18 protein-coding genes are annotated in these 21,253 nt (G+C 69.9%); 11 read left to right on the top strand and 7 right to left on the bottom strand.

Annotated elements, in window-relative coordinates:
• Positions 1–102 precede the first annotated feature (102 nt).
• Entirely contained in the window at positions 103–888 is a 786-nt protein-coding gene (locus ACIRQP_RS33550) for a ferritin-like domain-containing protein (RefSeq protein WP_403896987.1), read from the top strand.
• 108 nt (positions 889–996) lie between these two features.
• On the opposite strand, the gene ACIRQP_RS33555 is transcribed toward ACIRQP_RS33550, so the two are convergent.
• Positions 997–2,031, bottom strand: coding sequence for a magnesium and cobalt transport protein CorA (locus ACIRQP_RS33555; protein ID WP_403896990.1), 1,035 nt, complete (start codon positions 2,029–2,031; stop codon positions 997–999).
• Between the two features lie 83 nt (positions 2,032–2,114).
• Here ACIRQP_RS33555 and ACIRQP_RS33560 point away from each other — a divergent pair, with 83 nt between their 5' ends.
• The 4 genes from ACIRQP_RS33560 (at position 2,115) to mshC (ending at position 5,711) form a co-directional block, all read left to right on the top strand.
• Positions 2,115–2,801, top strand: a complete 687-nt coding sequence (locus ACIRQP_RS33560) for a histidine phosphatase family protein (RefSeq protein WP_403896993.1) — start codon at positions 2,115–2,117, stop codon at positions 2,799–2,801.
• Positions 2,802–2,939: 138 nt separating this feature from the next.
• Positions 2,940–3,530 carry a DUF3090 domain-containing protein gene (locus tag ACIRQP_RS33565; RefSeq protein WP_382520093.1) on the top strand — a complete coding sequence of 197 codons (591 nt, stop codon included), beginning with the start codon at positions 2,940–2,942 and terminating at the stop codon, positions 3,528–3,530.
• Positions 3,494–4,321, top strand: coding sequence for an SCO1664 family protein (locus ACIRQP_RS33570; RefSeq protein WP_403896996.1), 828 nt, complete (start codon positions 3,494–3,496; stop codon positions 4,319–4,321). Before ACIRQP_RS33565 ends, ACIRQP_RS33570 begins: the two co-directional genes overlap by 37 nt.
• Before the next feature lie 160 nt (positions 4,322–4,481).
• Complete coding sequence (mshC, locus tag ACIRQP_RS33575) at positions 4,482–5,711, top strand: cysteine--1-D-myo-inosityl 2-amino-2-deoxy-alpha-D-glucopyranoside ligase (protein WP_403896999.1); 1,230 nt, start codon at positions 4,482–4,484, stop codon at positions 5,709–5,711.
• Positions 5,712–5,885: 174 nt separating this feature from the next.
• Here the strand turns inward: mshC and ACIRQP_RS33580 are convergent, their stop codons facing one another.
• Positions 5,886–6,956: a PAC2 family protein gene (locus tag ACIRQP_RS33580; RefSeq protein ID WP_403897002.1), complete on the bottom strand. Its 1,071-nt coding sequence runs from the start codon at positions 6,954–6,956 to the stop codon at positions 5,886–5,888.
• 252 nt (positions 6,957–7,208) lie between these two features.
• Here ACIRQP_RS33580 and ACIRQP_RS33585 point away from each other — a divergent pair, with 252 nt between their 5' ends.
• The 5 genes from ACIRQP_RS33585 to ACIRQP_RS33605 are packed head-to-tail and all read left to right on the top strand — an operon-like array spanning position 7,209 to position 13,038.
• Complete coding sequence (locus tag ACIRQP_RS33585; RefSeq protein WP_403897004.1) at positions 7,209–8,528, top strand: enolase C-terminal domain-like protein; 1,320 nt, start codon at positions 7,209–7,211, stop codon at positions 8,526–8,528.
• Complete coding sequence (locus tag ACIRQP_RS33590) at positions 8,525–9,316, top strand: SDR family NAD(P)-dependent oxidoreductase (RefSeq protein ID WP_403897006.1); 792 nt, start codon at positions 8,525–8,527, stop codon at positions 9,314–9,316. The genes ACIRQP_RS33585 and ACIRQP_RS33590 overlap by 4 nt, the downstream gene beginning before the upstream one ends.
• Positions 9,317–9,359: 43 nt before the next feature.
• Complete coding sequence (locus ACIRQP_RS33595; protein WP_403897009.1) at positions 9,360–10,433, top strand: sugar ABC transporter substrate-binding protein; 1,074 nt, start codon at positions 9,360–9,362, stop codon at positions 10,431–10,433.
• Between the two features lie 2 nt (positions 10,434–10,435).
• Positions 10,436–12,013: a sugar ABC transporter ATP-binding protein gene (locus tag ACIRQP_RS33600; RefSeq protein WP_403897010.1), complete on the top strand. Its 1,578-nt coding sequence runs from the start codon at positions 10,436–10,438 to the stop codon at positions 12,011–12,013.
• Entirely contained in the window at positions 12,010–13,038 is a 1,029-nt protein-coding gene (locus tag ACIRQP_RS33605; protein WP_403897013.1) for an ABC transporter permease, read from the top strand. The genes ACIRQP_RS33600 and ACIRQP_RS33605 overlap by 4 nt, the downstream gene beginning before the upstream one ends.
• 84 nt (positions 13,039–13,122) lie before the next feature.
• On the opposite strand, the gene ACIRQP_RS33610 is transcribed toward ACIRQP_RS33605, so the two are convergent.
• The 5 genes from ACIRQP_RS33610 to ACIRQP_RS33630 form a co-directional block, all read right to left on the bottom strand.
• Positions 13,123–13,794, bottom strand: a complete 672-nt coding sequence (locus ACIRQP_RS33610; protein ID WP_403897015.1) for a FadR/GntR family transcriptional regulator — start codon at positions 13,792–13,794, stop codon at positions 13,123–13,125.
• Between the two features lie 118 nt (positions 13,795–13,912).
• Complete coding sequence (locus ACIRQP_RS33615) at positions 13,913–15,529, bottom strand: FAD-dependent oxidoreductase (protein ID WP_403897018.1); 1,617 nt, start codon at positions 15,527–15,529, stop codon at positions 13,913–13,915.
• A 54-nt stretch (positions 15,530–15,583) separates the two neighbouring features.
• Positions 15,584–17,134 carry a glycerol kinase GlpK gene (glpK, locus tag ACIRQP_RS33620; RefSeq protein WP_403897020.1) on the bottom strand — a complete coding sequence of 517 codons (1,551 nt, stop codon included), beginning with the start codon at positions 17,132–17,134 and terminating at the stop codon, positions 15,584–15,586.
• A gap of 37 nt (positions 17,135–17,171) precedes the next feature.
• A complete protein-coding gene (locus tag ACIRQP_RS33625) occupies positions 17,172–17,963 on the bottom strand; it encodes an MIP/aquaporin family protein (protein WP_403897022.1) in 792 nt (263 codons plus the stop codon).
• Positions 17,964–18,186: 223 nt separating this feature from the next.
• Entirely contained in the window at positions 18,187–18,951 is a 765-nt protein-coding gene (locus ACIRQP_RS33630; protein WP_403897024.1) for an IclR family transcriptional regulator, read from the bottom strand.
• Positions 18,952–19,187: 236 nt separating this feature from the next.
• On the opposite strand from ACIRQP_RS33630, the gene ACIRQP_RS33635 reads away from it, so the two are divergent.
• Positions 19,188–21,253: homocysteine S-methyltransferase family protein (locus tag ACIRQP_RS33635; protein ID WP_403897026.1), on the top strand; the 2,066-nt coding region annotated here is incomplete at its 3' end.

Below are 21,253 nucleotides of genomic sequence, written 5' to 3' on the forward strand. Positions count from 1 at the left end.
CGCGCTCCTTCTTTCGGCTCAGCCGCCCGGCGTAGCTGTTGCCTGTTCTCCCGCACCCCATTTGACTCGGTTTCTGTGGATGTCTGCACGGAGGTGGCAGTGATGCTCTCGGCCCGAAGCCTGTTCCAGGAAATCCTGGACAACGATCGTTCCTTCCGGCTCTTCTGCTCCATCGCGGCCAGCGGCGAGGCCCAGGGAGGCTGGGAGAACGGCCGGATCGCCGCTCTGGTGCCCGAGTCCATGCGGGATCTCGCTCCGAAGATCGCCCGGCACGGCGCCGACGAGGACAAGCACGGGCGGATCTTCCACGCACTGCTGAGGAAGCGCGGTCTCAAGCCGGTCGCGGTGCCCGCGGAGACCGACTACACCATGTTGCTGGAGCGGCAGGGCATCGGGCTCACCCACACCAAGCTGCGCCGTGAGGAACCGCTGACCGAGGAGGACATCCTCGTCTATCTCTCGCACAGCCGGATCACCGAGCAGCGAGCCGCCGACCAGATGGTGATGCTCGTCCGGTACTTCGGCGACAACCCCGAGGTCGGCAAGGCCGTCAAGATGATCAGCAATGACGAGGACAACCATCTCGCCTACTGCCACGAGGAGTTGCTGCGGCTGGCGCGCGCGGGCCATGGCCGTACGATCCAGCGCACCCTACGGCACTGCGCGCTGTCCGAGATCAAGGTCTACCGTCAGGTGAGCCTCGCCGTGGTGGGCCGGATGGGCCGGATCCTGGGCTGGCCCGCGCCCAAGTCGGCGGCGCTCGCGGCGGGGATCCACACCCTCTACGGGTACGAACGGCTCATCGGCTGGCGCCGGATGGTCTCGCTCGCGATGCCGGAGCGGCGCGACGCACTCGGCGGGACCGCGACCGCGGCGCCGGCCTTCTGAACCTTGCCGGCCTTCTGAACCTTGCCGGCCTTCCGAGCCGCGCCCCCCTTCCGAGCCGCGCCGGCCTTCCGCATCACCGCGTCCTGCGAACCCTGACGCACCGGCGGATCAGAGCCAGCCCCGACGCTTGAACGCCCGGTGCAGCCCGAAGACCACGACCGCCATGAAGGCGATCACCGCCGGATAGGCCCACACATACGTCAGCTCCGGCATGTGCTCGAAGTTCATGCCGTAGATGCCCGCGACCATCGTGGGGACGGCGGCCATGGCCGCCCACGCCGAGATCTTCCGCATGTCGCCGTTCTGCCGTACCCCCATCTGCGCGAGATGCGCCGACAGGATGTCGGAGAGCAGCCGGTCGAGCCCCTCCACCTGCTCGTTGGCGTGCAGCAGATGGTCGTTGACGTCCCGGAAGAACGGCTGCGAGCCCGCGTCGACGAACTGCACCCCGGGGCCCGCCAGCCGGGCCATCGGTCCCGCCAGCGGGCCGGTGGCCCGGCGGAACTCCATCACCTGCCGCTTGAAGTTGTAGATCCGTTCCGCGGTCGGTGCCACCGAGCCCGGCCCGGACCCCGATCCCGACGACCTGGATCCGCCGTCGCCCCCGCTCGGCGTGAAGACCTCCTCCTCCAGCTCCTCCAGATCGACCTGGAGCTCCCCGGCCACCTCGATGTAGTCGTCCACGACCGCGTCGCTGACCGCGTACAGGACCGACGTGGGGCCGTGCTTGAGGACCTCGGGCTCGGCTTCGAGCCGCTGCCGTACGGCGGTCAGCGGAGAGCCCTCACCGTGCCTGACCGTCACCACGAAGGAGTCGCCGATGAAGACCATCAGCTCGCCGGAGGTGACGATGTCGTTCTCGTCGTCGTACTGCACCGGTTTGAGGACCACGAACAGTGAGTCGTCGTAGACCTCCAGCTTGGGCCGCTGATGGGCGGTGAGCGAGTCCTCCACGGCCAGCGGATGCAGCCCGAACTCGCTGCTCACGAGCTCGAACTCCTTCGCCGTGGCCTCGTGCAGCCCGAGCCAGAGGAACGCGTCACCCGTGGCGCGCGCCTCGGCGAGGGCGTCGGAGAAGTCGGCGGGGCCGTCCGTACGGCGTCCGTCGCGGTAGATGGCACAGTCCACGATCACGGCGCGCATTCTCCCTCTTCCGGTTCCCGCGCGCATCCTCCGGACATATACCGCCCATGACGCTGCCGTACCGACCGCCTACGCTGGCGGGCATGGCCACGTTGATCCTCGTACGTCATGGACGGTCCACCGCCAACACCGCGGGGCTGCTCGCCGGCTGGACGCCGGGGGTCGCCCTCGACGAGCGCGGCGCCGCCCAGGCCGCCGGGCTGCCCGGACGGCTCGCGGGGGTGCCGATCGCCGCCGTCGTCAGCAGCCCGTTGCAGCGCTGCCGGGAGACCCTTCAGCCGCTGCTGGACGCCCGGCCGGAGCTGGCGCTCCAGACCGACGACCGGATCGGGGAGTGCCACTACGGCGACTGGTCCGGCCGCAAGCTCGCCGAGCTGGCCGACGAGCCGCTGATGACGGTCGTGCAGCAGCATCCCTCGGCCGCCGTCTTCCCCGGGGGCGAGTCGATGCGCGCGATGCAGGCGCGCGCCGTGGAGGCCGTACGGGAGTGGAACGCGCGCGTCGAGGAGGAGCACGGCGAGGACGCCGCCTTCCTGATGTGCTCGCACGGAGACATCATCAAGGCGCTCGTGGCGGACGCCCTGGGCATGCATCTGGATCTCTTCCAGCGGATCCATGTGGATCCCTGCTCGGTCACGGCGGTCCGCTACACCGGGCTGCGCCCGTTCGTGCTGCGGCTCGGCGACACCGGCGATCTCGCCGGGCTGGCGCCGCGTGAGAACAACGGCGGCGGCAGCGGCGTTGTGGGAGGCGGAGCGGGAGCACCGTGATCGCTCAGCGCAGTAGGGTGGACGCGCCGTCCGCGCGATCCGGGGACTTCCCGGGACCCGCGGCCCGCCCTTCGCGATGCCCGGCCCAGTGCCATGACCGATGTGCCGTTACCGACGATTTCCAAGGGAGATCAGGACGTGTCCCGTCAGGTGTTCCTCTACGACCCGCCGGACCGCTTCGTGGCCGGTACGGTCGGGCTGCCTGGACGCCGTACGTTCTTCCTGCAGGCTTCCGCCGCAGGGCGCGTCACCAGCGTCGCCCTGGAGAAGACCCAGGTCGCCGCGCTCGCCGAGCGGATCGATGAGCTGCTCGACGAGGTCGTACGCCGTACCGGCGGCAATGCCCCCGTACCCGCCATGGCGCCCTCCGACGTCGCCGACTCCGCGCCGCTCGACGCCCCGGTGGAGGAGGAGTTCCGGGTCGGCACGATGGCGCTGGCCTGGGACGGCGACGAGCAGCGCATGATCGTCGAGGCGCAGGCGCTCGTCGAGCTGGACGCCGACACCGACGAGGATCTCGCCGAGGCCGAGGAGCGACTGCTCCAGGACGAGGAGAACGGTCCGCCGATGCTCCGCGTCCGGCTGACCGGCGCCCAGGCCAGGGCCTTCGCCAAACGCGCCCTGGACGTGGTCAACGCCGGACGCCCGCCGTGCCCGCTGTGCAGCCTGCCGCTCGATCCGGAAGGACACGTATGCCCGCGCCAGAACGGATACCGCCGAGGAGCGTGACGGCGGTCGATCTCCTCACCAAGGGCGAGTTGACGGTGCTCGGGCGTATCCGCGAGGCGTCCAACGCGGTGCTCTACTGCTCCGTCTCGTACGAGGGCGCGGAGGCCCACTGCGTCTACAAGCCCGTCGCGGGCGAGCGGCCCCTGTGGGACTTTCCCGACGGCACGCTGGCCCAGCGCGAGGTGGCGGCGTACGAGGTCTCCGAGGCGACCGGCTGGGGGCTGGTGCCCCCGACCGTGCTGCGCGACGGTCCCTACGGCGAGGGCATGTGCCAGCTGTGGATCGAGGCGGAGACGGACGGGACCGCGGCGCCGCTGCTGGCCCTCGTCGAGGAGGAGGCGGCGGGCGAGGGCTGGAAGGCGGTCGGTCTCGCCGAGGTCGGCGAGGGGGAGACCGCCCTGCTGGTGCACGCGGACGACGAGCGGCTGCGGCGCCTCGCCGTCCTCGACGCGGTGATCAACAACGGCGACCGCAAGGGCGGCCATCTGCTGCCCGCGCCCGAGGGCCGGCTGTACGCCATCGACCACGGCGTCACCTTCAACATCGAGGACAAGCTGCGCACCCTGCTGTGGGGCTGGGCGGGCGAGCCCCTGCCCGCATCGGTGCTGGAAGTGCTCGGCAGGCTGGAGGAGGCCCTGACGGAGGGCGCGCCCCTCGCCACCCGGCTGGCCGAACTGCTCACCGTGGCCGAGACCGACGCCATCCGGTCGCGCGTGGGTGAACTGCGCCACACGGGCCGCCACCCGGAACCCTCCGGCCAGTGGCCCGCGATCCCCTGGCCGCCGGTCTGACCATGGCATGAGACAGGCACCGGCACGGGTCGTGTGACCTCGGGCGCCGGTCCGCCGGGAGGCCCGGATCAGCCGGCGGCGGATCGCGCAAGAGTGCCCAACCGGCCAGGACCACCCATCCGGTTCGAATGCGGAACCTCCATCCGGTTACGCTCATGACATGTATGCCTGGCCCGCTTCCGAGGTCCCCGCCCTGCCTGGCAAAGGCCGCGACCTCAGGATTCACGACACCTCGACCCATGGCCGAGTCACCCTTGAGCCCGGTCCCGTCGCCCGTATCTACGTCTGCGGGATTACGCCGTACGACGCGACCCATATGGGTCACGCGGCGACCTACAACGCGTTCGACCTGGTTCAGCGCGTGTGGCTCGACACCAAGCGGCAGGTCCAGTACGTCCAGAACGTGACGGATGTCGACGATCCGCTGCTGGAGCGGGCGCAGCGCGACGGAGAGGACTGGGTCGGGCTCGCGGAGCGCGAGACGGCGCTCTTCCGGGAGGACATGACAGCCCTTCGGATGCTGCCGCCCCAGCACTACATCGGCGCCGTGGAGGCGATACCCGGCATCGTGCCGCTGGTGGAGCGGCTGCGCGACGCGGGGGCCGCGTACGAACTCGACGGTGACGTCTACTTCTCGGTGGAGGCCGACCCGCACTTCGGCGAGGTCTCACGCCTCGACGCGGAGACCATGCGGCTGCTCTCCGCCGAGCGCGGCGGCGACCCCGGCCGGCCCGGCAAGAAGAACCCCCTCGACCCGATCCTCTGGCTGGCCGCGCGTCCGGGTGAGCCGAGTTGGGACGGGGGCAGCCTGGGCCGCGGCCGGCCCGGCTGGCACATCGAGTGTGTGGCCATCGCCCTGGACCATCTGGGCATGGGCTTCGACGTCCAGGGCGGTGGCAGCGATCTGGCCTTCCCGCACCACGAGATGGGCGCCTCCCACGCCCAGGCGCTGACCGGCGAATATCCGTTCGCCCGTGCCTATGTGCACGCCGGGATGGTCGCCCTGGACGGCGAGAAGATGTCCAAGTCCAAGGGCAACCTGGTCTTCGTCTCGACGCTGCGCCGCGAGGGCGTGGACCCGGCGGCGATCCGGCTCGCGCTCCTCTCGCACCACTACCGTTCCGACTGGGAGTGGACGGACCAGGTGCTCCAGGACGCCGTGGAGCGGCTGGCGCGCTGGCGGGCCGCGGTGTCGCGGCCCGACGGGCCTCCGGCCGAGGTGGTGCTCGACGAGATCCGTACGGCGCTGGCGGACGATCTGGACGCCCCCACGGCGCTCACGGCCGTCGACCGCTGGGCGGCGCTTCAGGGCACCGCGGGCGGTACGGACGAGGGGGCGCCCGGAGTGGTGTCGCGGGCGGTCGACGCGCTGCTGGGCGTCGCGCTGTAAGGACCCTCGTCCCGGCGGGTGTTGGAGCCGGGTGGTACGGCGGTACGGGAGCGGGGCGGTGCCGGGAAGGCGCCGCCCCGCTCCCGTACTTCTCGTGCCGTACTTCCCGGTCCCGGCGTACTTCTCGTGTCCTGCTCACGGGGTCCCGGCGTACTTCCCGGTCCCCGGGCGCGCTCAGTCCTCGGCCGGATCGTCGTCCTCGGGGTCTGTGTCCCCGTCAGGACCGGCGTCCGGCGCGGGTCCCGAGCCCCGCTCGGGTCCCGGACCCTGCTCGGGGCCCTTGCCCGCGTCGGGGCCACCGCGCGGCGGTTTCTGCGGGCGGCGCCTGCCACCCGGAGCGTCGCGCAGATAGGGCGGACCTTCACCACTCTCCGAGGCATGGCTTCCCGGCCCCTGGCCGGGATCACCGTCACGCCGTCGCAGATACCGCTCGAACTCCCGGGCGATGGCCTCGCCGGACGCCTCGGGAAGCTCCGCGGTGTCCCGCGCCTCCTCCAGCGACTGGACGTACTCCGCCACCTCGCTGTCCTCGGCGGCCAGTTGGTCCACCCCCAGCTGCCAGGCCCGTGCGTCCTCGGCCAGTTCACCCTGCGGGATACGGAGACCGATGAGGTCCTCCAGCCGGTTGAGGAGCGCCAGCGTGGCCTTCGGGTTGGGCGGCTGCGACACATAGTGCGGTACGGCGGCCCACAGACTCACCGCGGGCACACCCGCGTGCGTACAGGCCTCCTGGAGGATGCCGACGATGCCGGTCGGCCCCTCGTACCGGGTCTCCTCCAGGTCCATCGTCCTGGCCAGGTCCGTGTCGGAGGTGACCCCGCTGACCGGCACCGGCCGGGTGTGCGGGGTGTCGCCGAGCAGCGCCCCCAGGATGACCACCATCTCCACGCCCAGCTCATGGGCGAAGCCCAGCAGCTCGTTGCAGAACGAGCGCCAGCGCATGGACGGCTCGATCCCGCGGACCAGCACCAGATCACGGGGCTTCTCACCGCCGACCCGCACCACGGAGAGCCGGGTGGTCGGCCAGGTGATCTTCCGCAGGCCGCCCTCCAGATAGACCGTGGGCCGGTTGACCTGGAAGTCGTAGTAGTCCTCGGCGTCCAGCGCCGCGAACACCTCGCCCTTCCACTCCCGGTCCAGATGCGCCACCGCGGTGGAGGCCGCGTCGCCCGCGTCGTTCCAGCCCTCGAACGCGGCCACCATGACCGGGTCGATCAGCTCGGGAACCCCCTCGAGCTCGATCACCCAGTGCCTCCTTCCGAAGTTCCCTCTCGTACGCACCAACCTTACGGCTTCACACCTGCCCGCCCGCAGCCCAGTGCCCGGCAGGGTGAACTTCTCCGTACCGGGGCATAGCCCAAAGAATCGCGGTCCCGTACCGACGATTCATCCGAGCTGTGATCGTAATTTTTCGTCCCGGCCCTGGACGATCGGGCCACTACGACGCTATACATCGGATGACCAAAAGAGATCCGATGTTCTTTTCAAGGGGCGTGTATGAGTCAGACCGTCACGGGATTCGAGGTTCACGACATTCGCTTCCCCACCTCGGAACAGCTCGACGGCTCCGACGCGATGAACCCCGATCCCGACTACTCGGCCGCCTATGTGGTCCTGCGTACCGACGACGGCGCGGAGGGGCACGGCCTCTGCTTCACCATCGGGCGCGGCAATGACGTCACCGCGGCCGCCATCGGGGCGCTGCGCCCCTATGTCGTCGGGCGCCCGGCCCCGCGCACCGCGGCCGATCTGGCCGCGCTCTCCACCGAGCTGACCCATGACTCGCAACTGCGCTGGCTCGGCCCGGAGAAGGGCGTGATGCACATGGCGGCGGGCGCCGTCATCAACGCGGCCTGGGATCTCGCGGCGAAGAGCGCGGGAAGACCCGTCTGGGAGTTCCTCGCCACGATGACGCCGGAAGAGATCGTCTCGCTCGTCGACTTCCGCTATCTGTCCGACGCCCTCACCCCGGACGAGGCGCTGGACATCCTGCGCGCCGCGGAGCCGGGGCGCGCCGAGCGCACCGCCCGGCTGCGGGCCGAGGGTTACCCCGCGTACACCACCTCGCCCGGCTGGCTCGGCTACGACGACGCCAAGCTGGTGACGCTCGCCGAGCAGGCGGTCGCCGACGGCTTCGAACAGATCAAGCTGAAGGTCGGCGGCGATCTCGACGACGACGTCCGGCGGATGAAGCTGGCCCGCGCCGCCGTCGGCCCCGACATCCGGATCGCCGTCGACGCCAACCAGCGCTGGGACGTGTCCGAGGCGCTGCGCTGGATGTCGGCCCTCGCGCCGTACGAACCACACTGGATCGAGGAACCGACCAGCCCCGACGACATCCTCGGCCACGCCGCCATCCGGGCCGGCCAGCCGGTCAAGGTGGCCACCGGCGAGCATGTCGCCAACCGGGTCGTCTTCAAGCAGCTGCTCCAGGCAGGCGCCGTCGACTATGTCCAGATCGACGCGGCCCGTGTCGCCGGCGTCAACGAGAATCTGGCGATCCTGCTGCTCGCGGCGAAGTTCGGCGTACCCGTCTGCCCGCACGCGGGCGGGGTCGGGCTCTGCGAACTCGTCCAGCATCTCTCGATGTTCGACTACATCGCCGTCTCCGGCAGCCTGGAGGGCCGGGTCATCGAGTACGTCGACCATCTCCACGAGCACTTCGCCGATCCGGCGGTGGTCGTCTCCGCGCGGTATCTGGCACCGAGCGCACCGGGCTTCTCCGCCCGTATGCTCCCCGAGTCCATCGCCGCGCACAGCTATCCGGACGGGCCTGTCTGGCAGGCTCGTCGCACCACCGAGGAGGCCGGCGCATGACCGCCGTCGAGACAGGACAGGTACGGGATTTCGAGGGGCTCGGCGCGCTGGTGACCGGTGGCGCCTCGGGGATCGGGGCGGCCGTCGCGACCCTGCTGCTCGCGCGGGGCGCCAAGGTCGCCGTGCTGGACCGCGAGAGTGCCGGAGCACCCGCCGGAACGCTGGCCCTCACCGCCGATGTCACCGACGACGCGGCGGTACGGGCGGCCGTCGACGCGGCGGCCGAGGAGTTCGGCGGGCTGCACACGGTCGTCTCCAACGCGGGGATCGGCGCCGTCGGCACCGTCGCGGACAACCCCGACGAGGAGTGGCTGCGAGTCCTCGACATCAATGTCCTCGGCATGGTCCGCACCGCCCGGCACGCGCTGCCCCATCTGCGGCGTGCGGCGGCCGAGCGGCCCGGCTGCGTCTCGATCACCCACACCTGTTCCATCGCCGCCACCGCGGGGCTGCCCCAGCGCGCCCTGTACAGCGCCAGCAAGGGCGCGGTCCTCTCGCTGACCCTGGCGATGGCCGCCGACCATGTCCGCGAGGGCATCCGCGTCAACTGCGTCAACCCCGGTACCGCCGATACGCCCTGGGTCGGCAGACTGCTCGACCAGGCCCAGGACCCCGCGGCCGAACGCGCCGCCCTCGAAGCGCGCCAGCCCACCGGACGGCTGGTCGGCGCGGACGAGGTCGCCGCCGCCGTCGCCTATCTCGCCGGCCCGGCCGCCGCCGCCGTCACCGGCACGGCGCTCGCGGTCGACGGCGGAATGCAGGGCCTGCGCCTGCGCCCCGCCACCTGAGCCGTACTCACGCATGTATGAGGGACAAAGGACGGGACAATCCATGCCGCGACACACTGTGGGGCGCCCCCCACTTCGCAGACTCCGTACGACGAGCGCCTCGGCCTGTGCCGTGCTGCTGGCCGTGACCGCCCTGGCGGGCTGCAACCGCGACCAGGGCAGCGACGCAGCAGGCGGCGGCAAGGTCGGTATCGACCTGCCGCGCAGCGACAGCGACTTCTGGAACTCCTATCAGCAGTACGTCGAGAAGGGCGTCAAGGACGGTGAGGTCGACGCGCTCTCCCTGACCAACTCGCAGAACGACATCGGCAAGCTCGTCTCCAATGTCCAGGTCTTCACCGACCAGGGCGCCAAGGCCGTCATCATGGCGCCGCAGGACACCGGGGCGATCGCCGAGACGCTCCAGACGCTGAGCGAGAAGAAGATCCCCGTCATCAGCGTCGACACCCGGCCCGACAAGGGCGATGTCTACATGGTCGTACGGGCCGACAACCGCGCGTACGGCGAGAAGGCCTGCGAGTACCTGGGCGAGCAGCTCAAGGGCAAGGGCAAGGTCGCCGAGTTCCAGGGCGACCTCTCCTCCATCAACGGCCGTGACCGTTCCGAGGCGTTCAAGTCCTGCATGGACGAGAAGTTCCCCGGCATCGAGGTCTTCGAGCTGGCCACCGAGTGGAAGGGCGATGTGGCCTCGGCGAAGCTCCAGTCGACCCTGGCCGCCCACCCCGACATCAACGGCATCTACATGCAGGCGGGCGGTGTCTTCCTCCAGCCGACACTGGCCCTGCTGGAGCAGAAGAAGCTGCTCAAGGCGCCCGGCGAGGCGGGGCACATCACGATCATCTCCAATGACGGCATCCCCGAGGAGCTGGACGCGATCCGGGAGGGGAAGATCGACGCCACGGTCTCCCAGCCGGCCGATCTGTACGCCAAGTACGCGCTGTACTGGGCGAAGCAGGCGCTGGCGGGCACCACGCCCAAGGAAGGGCCGACCGACCACGACTCCACGATCATCAAGATCCCGAACGGCTTCGAGGACCAGCTCCCCGCGCCGCTGGTGACCAAGGAGAACGTGGACGACCCGAAGCTCTGGGCCAATCAGCTGGAGAAGAAGAGCTAGCCATGGAACAGCAGCAGCGGGCCCCCGCCGCGGTCCACGCGGAAGGCATCGTCAAGCGCTTCGGCCCCACGGTGGCGCTCGACGGTGTCCGGCTCACCGTACGGCCCGGCGAGTCCCACGCGCTCGTCGGGCGCAACGGCGCGGGCAAATCCACCCTGGTCAGCGTGCTCACCGGGCTGCACCGGCCGGACGCGGGCGAGGTGACCTTCGGCGGCGAGCCCGCGCCCGCTTTCGGGGACACCTCGGCCTGGCAGTCCAAGGTCGCCTGTGTCTACCAGAAGTCGATGGTCGTGCCCGATCTGACCGTCGCCGAGAACCTGTTCCTCAACGACTACGGGGTGCGGGGATCCGGGTCCGGCGCCCGCCGTCTCATCAGCTGGCGGGGGCTGCGCCGGCAGGCGCGCGAACTGCTCGCCGGGTACGGGGTCGAGGTCGACCCCGACGCCCGCGCCAAGGATCTCCCGGTCGAGCAGCGGCAGTTCGTCGAGATCGCGCGGGCGCTGTCGTTCGGCGCCCGGCTCATCATCCTGGACGAGCCCACGGCGCAGCTCGACGCGCGCGGCATCCAGCGGCTCTTCGACAAGCTGCGGGAACTGCGCGACCAGGGCGTGGCGTTCCTCTTCATCTCCCACCATCTCCAGGAGGTGTACGAACTGTGCACCGCCGTCACGGTCTACCGGGACGCCCGCCATGTGCTGACCGCTCCGGTCGCCGAGCTGTCCAAGGCGGAGCTGGTGACGGCGATGACCGGCGAGTCCGCGGGGACGGCCGTCTCCTGGCACGCCGCGCACGCGGACGCGACGGACCCGCCGGACGCCCCGGACCCGCCGGACGCCCCGGACGCGGCGGCCGAGCCCGTACTGAAGGCCGAAGCGCTGGCGCTGGAGGGCGAGTTCGAGCCGCTGGATCTCGCCGTACGGCCCGGTGAGGTGCTCGGCCTGGCCGGGGCCGCGGCCAGTGGCAACACCGCGCTCGGCGAGACGCTCGCCGGGATGCGCGCGGCGACCTCGGGACGGATCTCCGTACGAGGCCGTACGGTGAAGCCGGGCAGCGTTCCGCACGCGCTGGACGCGGGCATCGGCTACATACCCGAGGACCGGCACCGCCAGGGGCTCGTTCTGGACCGCAGCGTCGCCGAGAACGCCACGCTCACCGTCACCGATCAGCTCGGCCCGTGGGGGACCGTACTGCCCTCGCGGACCAGGGAGTTCGCCAGAGCCATGATCGAGTCGCTGGACATCAAGACCCAGGGCCCCGAGCAGCCCGTCTCGGGGCTGTCCGGCGGCAATCAGCAGAAGGTCGTCGTCGCCCGCGCCCTGGCGCGCGGGCCCAGCGCGCTGATCGCCCTGCGGCCCACCGCGGGCGTCGACGTCAAATCGAAGGACTCGCTGCTCGGAGTGGTGCGCCGGGTGGCGGACGAGGGCAGCGCGGCCGTGATCGTCTCGGACGAGCTGGACGATCTGCGGGTGTGCGACCGGGTACTCGCCCTGTTCCATGGGCGTGTGGTGGCTTCGTTCGGAAGTGGGTGGACCGACCGGGAACTGGTCGCCGCCATGGAAGGTGTGGGGGAGCGGGAATGACCGAGACGATGCGTCCGCCGGTAGCCGAGGAGGCCGACGGCGCGAGCCCGGTGAACCGGCTCCGGCTCATCCGGTGGAGCGACTTCTCCCTGGTGCCGGTGATCCTGGTGCTGATGGTGATCGGCTTCATCGTCTCGCCGGTCTTCCTCACCTCCAGCAATCTGATCAGCGTCGTCCAGCAGTCCTCCGAGCTGAGCCTGCTGGTGCTCGGCCAGGCGCTGATCCTGATCTGCGGCCGGATGGACCTGTCGCTGGAGTCGACGATCGGGATCGCGCCGGTCATCGCCATGTGGCTGGTACTGCCCTCCGAGGGCGGCCGGTTCGCCGGGCTCGACCTGCTGCCGGTCTGGATGGCCATCCCCGCCTGTCTGCTGGTCGGCATGGCCATCGGCGCGGTCAACGGCTTCCTGATGTTGAAGCTTCGCGTCAACGGCTTCATCGCCACCCTCGGCATGCTCACCATGCTGCGCGGACTCCACATCGGCATCACCGAGGGCAAGTCGATCACCGATGTCCCGGAGTCCTTCCGGTACTTGGGCAAGACCGACTGGCTGGGGGCCCCCGCTGCCGTCTGGATCTGTCTGGCGCTCTTCGCGATCGGCGGCGCGGCCCTCGCCTGGCTGCGGCACGGCCGTTCGCTGTACGCCATCGGCGGCAACCCGGAGGCGGCCCGCGCCGCCGGGATCCGGGTGGACCGGATCACCTGGATCGTGCTCGCCATCGGCGGGCTGCTCGCGGCCTTCGCGGGCATCCTCTACACCGGCCACTACGGCTCGGTCGCGGCCACCCAGGGCAATGGCTGGATCTTCCAGGTCTTCGCCGCCGCGGTGATCGGCGGCATCAGCCTGAAGGGCGGGCGCGGCACGCTCTTCGGGGCGCTGACGGGCGTGCTGACCCTTCAGCTGGTGGTCAATGTGATGACCCTCGGGGGTGTGCCCGCGCTCTGGAACCAGTTCCTGAACGGCGCGATCATCATCGTCGCGCTGGTTATCTCGCGCTTCGCGAGCGGCGAGAAGCAGGACTGACCCGCCGGGGCCCGCCTCGGAGGGCGGGCCCTGGTCCGGGACCTCGGTGCGGGACCTCCGAGCGTGGACCTCGGAGGGTGGATCTCAGAGTGTGGATCTGAGCCACATCTCCACACTCGCGATATGGACCGTCGCCCAGGACCGGGCCGCTTCGGCGTCCCGGTCCCTGAGCGCCGCCAGGATCGCCCGGTGCTCGTGGAGCGTACGGCTGACCGCGTCCTCCTGGGTGAGCCCGCGCCAGATCCTGGCCCGGGTGGTCGGACCGGAGAGCCCGTCCAGGAGCGAACAGAGCACCGAGTTGCCCGACGACTGCACGATCCCCCGGTGGAACTCCAGATCGGCGGCGACCAGCTGCTCCACCGAGGGCCGTGCTCCCAGAGCGTCCAACTGGGCGTTCAGCACGTCGAGTTCGGCCTCGGTTATCCGGGTGCTCGCCATCGCGGTGGCGGCCGGCTCCAGGATGCGCCGTACGGCCAGGAACTCCAGCACCGTGTCGTCCCGGTGGAAGTCCACGACAAAGCTGAGCGCTTCCAGCAGCAGTTGGGGATCGAGGCTGGTGACGTACGTGCCGTCGCCCTGCCGTACGTCGAGGATGCGGATCAGCGACAGGGCGCGCACCGCCTCGCGCAGTGAGTTGCGGGACAGCCCCAGCTCGGCGGCGAGCTCGCTCTCCTTGGGGAGTCGGTCGCCGGGGCGCAGCGCGCCGGAGACGATCATTCCCTTGATCTTCTCGATGGCCTCGTCGGTGACAGCCATGGGCGTCCTCCATACATCCGATGTATCGGCCCCCATTATGCGTCCCCGAACGCCCAGGAGGGGCACTCCCCGGCGGGGAGCACCCCTCAACTCGTACGGATGCACCCAGAGCGTGTCGTCAAAGTCCGCACCGCTCGGCGAGCAGCGTCTCGACCCGGCTGCGGATGTCCTCCGTGTCCAGGCCGCGGATCGTCAGTGTCGTACGGCGGCGCAGTACGTCGTCCACGGTCTCGGCCCACTCGTGGTCCCGGGCGTAGACGACCTGGGCCCAGATCTCCGGGGCGTCCGGGTGGATCCGCTCGCTCAGCGCCGGGTACTCGTTCGCCAGCCGCACGATGTCGAAGGCCAGCGAGCCGTAGTGGGTGGCGAGATGGCGGGCGGTGTCCACCGCCATCGACGGCCCCGTACCGCCGCCGTCGATCAGCAGCCGGTGGGCGACCGCGTTCGGGCTGGCGATACCGGGCAGCGGCAGCTTCTTCGGCAGCCGGGAGACGGGCTCCATGCCCTGGCCGAGCGGATGGCCCGGCAGGGACTCCAGCTTGGCGAGCACCGTACGGCCGATATGGCGGAAGGTCGTCCACTTGCCGCCGGCGACCGACAGCATGCCGCCGCGGCCCTCGGTCACCACCGTCTCGCGCCTGGCCTTGGAGGTGTCGCCGGGCCCCCCGGGCAGCACCCGCAGACCCGCGAAGGAGTAGGTGATCAGATCGCGGGTCAGCTGCTGGTCGCGGACCGAGAAGGCCGCCTCGTCCAGGATCTGGCGGATGTCCTTCTCGTTGACCGCGACATCCCCGGGCTCGCCCTCGTACTCCTCGTCCGTGGTACCGAGCAGCAGCATGTCCTCCCAGGGGAGGGCGAAGGTGATGCGGTACTTGTCTATCGGGGTCGCGAGCGCCGCCTTCCACGGGGCGGTGCGCCTGAGCACCAGATGCGCGCCCTTGGAGAGCCGGATGGAGGGCGCCGCGTCGGGGTTCTCCATCTTCCGCAGATGGTCGACCCAGGGACCGGTGGCGTTGAGTACGAGCCGGGCGTCGACGCCGAACTCCGTACCGTCCAGCCGGTCCCTGAGGTCGGCGCCGGTCACCCGCCCCTGGGTGAAGCGCAATCCGGTGACCTCGGCGTGGTTGAGCACGGTGGCGCCCGAGTCGACGGCGGCGCGGACCGTCATCAGCGCCATCCGCGCGTCGTTCATCTGGTCGTCCCCGTAGACGGCAACGGCCTTCAGATTGTCCGTACGCAGCTCGGGCACGGCCTGTCGCGCCTTGGCCGGGCTGATCACATGGCCGACACCGTCACCGAACGCGGAGAGCGCGGAGTAGGCGAAGACGCCCGCGCCGAGCTTGGCCGCGCCGTGCGGTCCGCCCTTGTAGACCGGCAGATAGAAGGTGAGCGGATTGGCCAGATGCGGTGCCACCTGCCGGGACACCGCACGGCGCTCGAAGTGGTTCTCCGCCACCAGCTTCACCGCGCCGGTCTGCAGATAGCGCAGCCCGCCGTGGAGCAGCTTCGAGGAGGCCGAGGAGGTGGCGCCGGCGAAGTCGCCGCCGTCCACCAGGGCCACCCGCAGTCCCGACTGGGAGGCATGCCAGGCGGTGGAGATGCCCAGAATGCCGCCGCCGATCACCAGGAGGTCGTACGTCGCGTTGGACAGTTGATCCCGGGTCTCGGCGCGGGTCGGCAGGGAACCGCCGGCCGGGTGCGTCCCCAGGGCGGGAACGCGCTGCAGGGTGCTCATTCTTCACTCCTCTTCGGATCTCACCGGCTCACCGGCGAGTCGGCCGACGATCGGTCAGCTGTCGTCGGTGTCGAGCCAGCCCATGGTGCGCTCGACGGCCTTGAGCCAGTTCTTGTACTCACGGTCGCGGGTGTTCGCGTCCATCCGCGGCGTCCACTCGGCGGCCCGGCGCCAGTTGGCGCGCAGCGCGTCGGTGTCCGGCCAGAAGCCCACGGCCAGTCCCGCGGCGTAGGCGGCGCCGAGGCAGGTGGTCTCGGCGACCATCGGGCGCACCACGGGTGCGTCGAGGACGTCGGAGAGCGTCTGCATCAGCAGATTGTTGGAGGTCATCCCGCCGTCGACCTTGAGCGAGGTCAGCTCGACGCCGGAGTCCTTGGTCATGGCGTCGCTGATCTCGCGGGTCTGCCAGGCCGTGGCCTCCAGCACCGCGCGGGCGATGTGCGCCTTGGTGACATAGCCGGTCAGACCGGCGATCACACCGCGGGCGTCGGGGCGCCAGTGCGGGGCGAAGAGGCCGGAGAAGGCGGGGACGAAGTACGCGCCGCCGTTGTCCTCGACCGACGACGCCAGGGTCTCGATCTCGGCCGCTGAGTTGATCAGGCCCATCTGGTCGCGCATCCACTGCACCAGCGAGCCGGTGACGGCGATGGAGCCCTCCAGCGCGTACACCGCCTGCTGGTCCCCGATGCGGTAGCCGACGGTCGTCAGCAGGCCGTTGTACGAGTTGACCGGCTTGTGCGCGGTGTTCATCAGCATGAAGGTGCCGGTGCCGTACGTCGACTTGGCCTCGCCCTCGGCGAAACAGGTCTGGCCGAACAGCGCCGCCTGCTGGTCGCCGAGCGCGGAGGCTACCGGGATGCCGTCCAGGGCGCCGCCCTTGGCGTTCCCGTACACCTCGGCGGAGGAGCGGATCTCCGGCAGGATCGCGGCCGGAACCTCCATCGAGTCCAGGATCTTCGGGTCCCACGCCATGGTGTGCAGATTCATCAGCATCGTGCGGGAGGCGTTGGTGACGTCCGTGACATGCACCCCGCCGTCGGTGCCGCCGGTCAGATTCCAGATGACCCAGGAATCCATGGTGCCGAAGAGGATGTCGCCGCGCTCGGCGCGCTCGCGCAGTCCCTCGACGTTGTCGAGCAGCCAGCGGGCCTTGGGCCCCGCGAAGTAGCTCGCGAGCGGCAGTCCCGTCTCACGGCGGAAGCGGTCCTGGCCGACATTGCGGCCCAGTTCCCGGCAGAGCGCGTCGGTGCGGGTGTCCTGCCAGACGATGGCGTTGTGGACGGGCTCGCCCGTGTTCTTGTCCCAGAGGAGGGTGGTCTCGCGCTGGTTGGTGATGCCGATCGCCTTGACGTCGGCGGAGGTGATGCCCGCCTTCTCGATGGCACGGGCCACGACTTCCTGGACGTTCGTCCAGATTTCCTTGGCGTTGTGTTCCACCCAGCCGGGCTTGGGAAAGATCTGCTCGTGCTCCTTCTGGTCGACCGCGACGATACGGCCGTCGCGATCGAAGACGATGCAGCGGCTTGAGGTGGTGCCCTGGTCGATGGCCGCGATGAACGGCCCCGTCCCGTGGGAGGAGGTTCCGGTGGTGGTGGTGTCGCTCACGGTGTCTGCTCCTGTTCGATGCGGGGGTGAAGGGGGCTTACACGAGGGCCCAGTTGTAGAAACCGCCCGCCAGCGCGCCGCCGATCAGGGGCGCGACCACCGGGATCCAGGCGTACGTCCAGTCGGAGCCGCCCTTGTTCGGGAGCGGCAGGAGCGCGTGCACGATACGGGGGCCGAGGTCCCGGGCCGGGTTGATGGCGTACCCGGTGGGGCCGCCCAGCGAGAGACCGATGGCCACCACGGCGAAGGAGGTGATCAGGACACCGAGCGTGCCGAGACCGTTGCCCGAATTGTTCAGGCCCTGGGTGAGGATGGCGATGACCAGGACGAATGTGGCGATGATCTCCGTCAGTACGTTCTGCAGGGCGTTCCGGACCTCGGGTCCGGTGGAGAAGACACCGAGCACCGGCCCCGCCTTGGGCGCCGTCTTCTGGTCCACGAGCCCTTCGACCGCGGGCTGCGCCGCGAGGATCTCCGGGTCGGTCAGATGAGCCTTGAACTGGCCCAGGTAGGCCACCCAGACCAGGAAGGCGCCGATCATCGCGCCCAGCATCTGGGAGCCGATGTACAGCGGGACATCGGCCCACTTGACGCCGCCCTCGATCGCCAGACCGAGGGTGACAGCCGGGTTGAGCAGAGCGCCGGAGAGGGGGGCCGACATATACGCGCCGACCATGACGGCGAAGCCCCAGCCGAAGCTGATGGCGAGCCAGCCCGCGTTCTGTGCCTTGGACCGCTTGAGAACAACGCCTGCGACCACGCCGCCACCGAGGAGGATCAGCAGGGCGGTGCCCGTGACCTCACCTATGAAGATGTCGAAGTTGGACACCCGAGACTCCTTCGTCCAGGGAAAGACAAACCGCCGGCGCATACCAGTGGTCCGCGCCCTCGGGCGAGGGCTACCGGCCCTTGGCGTTGTCACACACTAACTTGTATTACCGGTAAGTGTTCGACAATGCCGACCGTTGAACGGCAGTTTTGCCCCGTGGTGCAGCGGCGTCAAGGGTTCAGTGGCCGAAACCTCGATCAGTACCGATGATCCGGCATTCGGTTCAGAACCGCCCGGCGCCGATATCCCTGGAAACCGCGCGGGCGCATTCACGGACCGCCGCGACCAGCTCGGAGCGGAGTTCGCCCGCCGGACAGAGCCGCTCGACCGCGCCGGTGATGGCGATGGCGCCCACCGGCATCCGCCGCCGGTCGTGAATGGGGGCGGCCACCGCGGCCACGCCCTCCCAGGTCTCCTCCATGTCCGCGGCCCAGCCGCGCGCCCTGGTCAGGTCGAGCACCGACTCGAACTCCACCAATTCGGTGATCGTCCGGGGGGTGAAGTCCGTACGGTCGCCCTCCACGGCCTCGGTGTGCGCCACCGGGTCGTACGCCGAGAGCACCTTCCCCAGCGCGGTGGAGTGCAGCGGCTGCATGGCCCCCACCTCGAGCACCTGCCTGCTGTCGTCCGGGCGGAAGACATGGTGGACGATCAGGACGCCCTGCTGGTGCACGACCCCCAGATGGACGCTCTCGCCACTGGACCTGGCCAGGTCGTCCGTCCACACCAGGGCGCGGGAGCGCAGCTCGTGCACGTCCAGATAGCTGTTGCCGAGGCGCAGCAGCTCGGCCCCCAGTTGATAGCGGCCCGAGGTGGCGTCCTGTTCGACGAAGCCCTCCGCCTGGAGCGTGCGCAGGATGCCGTGCGCGGTGCCCTTGGCCAGCCCGATCGAGGAGGCGATCTCGGACAGGCCGAGCCGGCGCTCGCCACCCGCGAGCAGCCGCAGCATCGCCGCCGCCCGTTCCAGCGACTGGATGTTCTTCGCCATCGGACCCGGACCTCCACTACGTTCGACAATGCTGAACACTATCGGTCGATGCCGACCTTCTCTCTCCATCGAGAGGATCTGTCAAGACCGCGCGCCCCGGATCTTCCCGTGGACAGGATGCCGTCCGCCCGCTGGGATGCCGCACCGGAACGGAGTCCGCCCGGCTACCCTTGCCGGGTGCGCCCTCCTTCAGCGGGCGCAAAGCCGACAGCCGTCGCAGCCCCGGGAGTACTTTCATGGCCTCGTCGCCGAGCCCCTCCATCGACAGCCGCACCCGCATCGAAGCCCTCCGCGAGGCGCTCGCCACCCGCGTGGTGGTCGCCGACGGCGCGATGGGCACGATGCTCCAGGCACAGGACCCCACCCTTGAGGACTTCCAGGACCTCGAAGGCTGCAACGAGGTCCTCAACATCACGCGCCCGGACATCGTCCGCAATGTGCACAAGGAGTACTTCGCGGTCGGCGTGGACTGTGTGGAGACGAACACCTTCGGTGCCAACCACTCGGCGGCGAACGAGTACGACATCGCGCACCGGATCGTCGAGCTGTCCGAGGCCGGTGCCCGCATCGCCCGCGAGGTCGCCGACGAGTTCACCGCCGAGGACGGCCGCCAGCGCTGGGTGCTCGGCTCGGTGGGTCCCGGCACCAAGCTGCCGTCGCTCGGCCACATCGCTTACGACGTACTGCGCGACGGCTACCAGCGGAACGCCGAGGGCCTCCTCGCGGGCGGCGCGGACGCCCTGATCGTGGAGACCACGCAGGATCTCCTGCAGACCAAGTCGAGCCTCATCGGGGCCCGCCGCGCGATGGACGCGCTGGGCGTGAACGTGCCGCTGATCTGTTCGCTCGCCTTCGAAACGACGGGCGTCATGCTGCTCGGTTCCGAGATCGGCGCGGCGCTCACCGCCCTGGAACCGCTCGGCATCGACCTCATCGGCCTCAACTGCTCCACCGGCCCGGCCGAGATGAGCGAGCACCTGCGCTACCTGGCCCGCCACTCGCGCACGCCGTTGATGTGCATGCCGAACGCGGGCCTGCCCGTACTGACCAAGGACGGCGCCCACTTCCCGCTCGACCCGCAGGGCCTGGCAGAGGCCCAGGAAGCGTTCGTCAACGACTACGGACTGTCCCTGATCGGCGGCTGCTGCGGTACGACGCCCGAGCATCTGCGGCAGGTGGTCGAGCGGGCCCGCGAGCTCACCCCCGCCGTCCGCGAGCCCCGCCCCGAGCCCGGCGCCGCCTCGCTCTACCAGACCGTGCCGTTCCGCCAGGACACCTCGTACCTCGCCATCGGCGAGCGGACGAACGCCAACGGGTCGAAGAAGTTCCGCGAGGCCATGCTGGACGGCCGCTGGGACGACTGTGTGGAGATGGCCCGCGACCAGATCCGCGAGGGCGCGCACATGCTCGACCTCTGTGTCGACTACGTGGGTCGCGACGGCGTCGCCGACATGAAGGAGCTGGCGGGCCGGTTCGCCACCGCCTCCACCCTCCCCATCGTCCTGGACTCCACCGAACTGCCCGTGCTGCGGGCCGGTCTGGAAATGCTCGGCGGACGTGCCGTCATCAACTCGGTCAACTACGAGGACGGCGACGGACCCGAGTCCCGCTTCACCAAGGTCACCGAACTCGCTGTCGAGCACGGTGCCGCCCTGATCGCGCTCACCATCGACGAGGAGGGCCAGGCCCGCACCGTCGAGCACAAGGTCGCCATTGCCGAACGCCTCATCGCCGACCTCACCGGCAACTGGGGGGTGCACGAGTCCGACATCCTGATCGATGTCCTGACCTTCACTATCTGCACCGGCCAGGAGGAGTCCCGGGGCGACGGCATCGCCACCATCGAGGCGATCCGTGAGCTCAAGAAGCGCCACCCGGACGTGCAGACCACCCTGGGCCTGTCCAACATCTCCTTCGGCCTCAATCCGGCCGCCCGTGTCGTCCTGAACTCGGTCTTCCTCGACGAGTGCGTCAAGGCCGGACTCGACTCGGCGATCGTGCACGCTTCCAAGATCCTGCCCATCGCCCGGCTGGAGGAGGAGCAGGTCAAGGTTGCTCTCGACCTCATCCACGACCGGCGGGCCGAGGGCTACGACCCCCTGCAGAAGCTCATGGAGCTCTTCGAGGGCGTCAACATGAAGTCGATGAAGGCGGGCCGTGCCGAGGAACTCCTCGCCCTGCCGCTGGACGAGCGCCTCCAGCGCCGCATCATCGACGGCGAGAAGAACGGCCTGGAGGCCGACCTCGACCAGGCCCTCCAGGACACCCCGGCCCTCGACATCGTCAACAACACGCTGCTCGA

The organism is Streptomyces sp. NPDC102274 (assembly GCF_044766385.1).
GTDB lineage: Bacteria > Actinomycetota > Actinomycetes > Streptomycetales > Streptomycetaceae > Streptomyces.

What these genes read in the sequence shown, in the direction of transcription:
- ACIRQP_RS33585 (WP_403897004.1), top strand. Translation starts at nt 7,209, where the DNA reads ATGAGTCAGACCGTCACGGGATTCGAGGTTCACGACATTCGCTTCCCC.
- ACIRQP_RS33560 (WP_403896993.1), top strand. Translation starts at nt 2,115, where the DNA reads ATGGCCACGTTGATCCTCGTACGTCATGGACGGTCCACCGCCAACACC.
- ACIRQP_RS33555 (WP_403896990.1), bottom strand. Translation starts at nt 2,031, where the DNA reads ATGCGCGCCGTGATCGTGGACTGTGCCATCTACCGCGACGGACGCCGT.
- ACIRQP_RS33570 (WP_403896996.1), top strand. Translation starts at nt 3,494, where the DNA reads ATGCCCGCGCCAGAACGGATACCGCCGAGGAGCGTGACGGCGGTCGAT.
- ACIRQP_RS33595 (WP_403897009.1), top strand. Translation starts at nt 9,360, where the DNA reads ATGCCGCGACACACTGTGGGGCGCCCCCCACTTCGCAGACTCCGTACG.
- ACIRQP_RS33550 (WP_403896987.1), top strand. Translation starts at nt 103, where the DNA reads ATGCTCTCGGCCCGAAGCCTGTTCCAGGAAATCCTGGACAACGATCGT.
- mshC (WP_403896999.1), top strand. Translation starts at nt 4,482, where the DNA reads ATGTATGCCTGGCCCGCTTCCGAGGTCCCCGCCCTGCCTGGCAAAGGC.
- ACIRQP_RS33610 (WP_403897015.1), bottom strand. Translation starts at nt 13,794, where the DNA reads ATGGCTGTCACCGACGAGGCCATCGAGAAGATCAAGGGAATGATCGTC.
- ACIRQP_RS33630 (WP_403897024.1), bottom strand. Translation starts at nt 18,951, where the DNA reads ATGGCGAAGAACATCCAGTCGCTGGAACGGGCGGCGGCGATGCTGCGG.
- ACIRQP_RS33600 (WP_403897010.1), top strand. Translation starts at nt 10,436, where the DNA reads ATGGAACAGCAGCAGCGGGCCCCCGCCGCGGTCCACGCGGAAGGCATC.
- ACIRQP_RS33615 (WP_403897018.1), bottom strand. Translation starts at nt 15,529, where the DNA reads ATGAGCACCCTGCAGCGCGTTCCCGCCCTGGGGACGCACCCGGCCGGC.
- ACIRQP_RS33605 (WP_403897013.1), top strand. Translation starts at nt 12,010, where the DNA reads ATGACCGAGACGATGCGTCCGCCGGTAGCCGAGGAGGCCGACGGCGCG.
- ACIRQP_RS33590 (WP_403897006.1), top strand. Translation starts at nt 8,525, where the DNA reads ATGACCGCCGTCGAGACAGGACAGGTACGGGATTTCGAGGGGCTCGGC.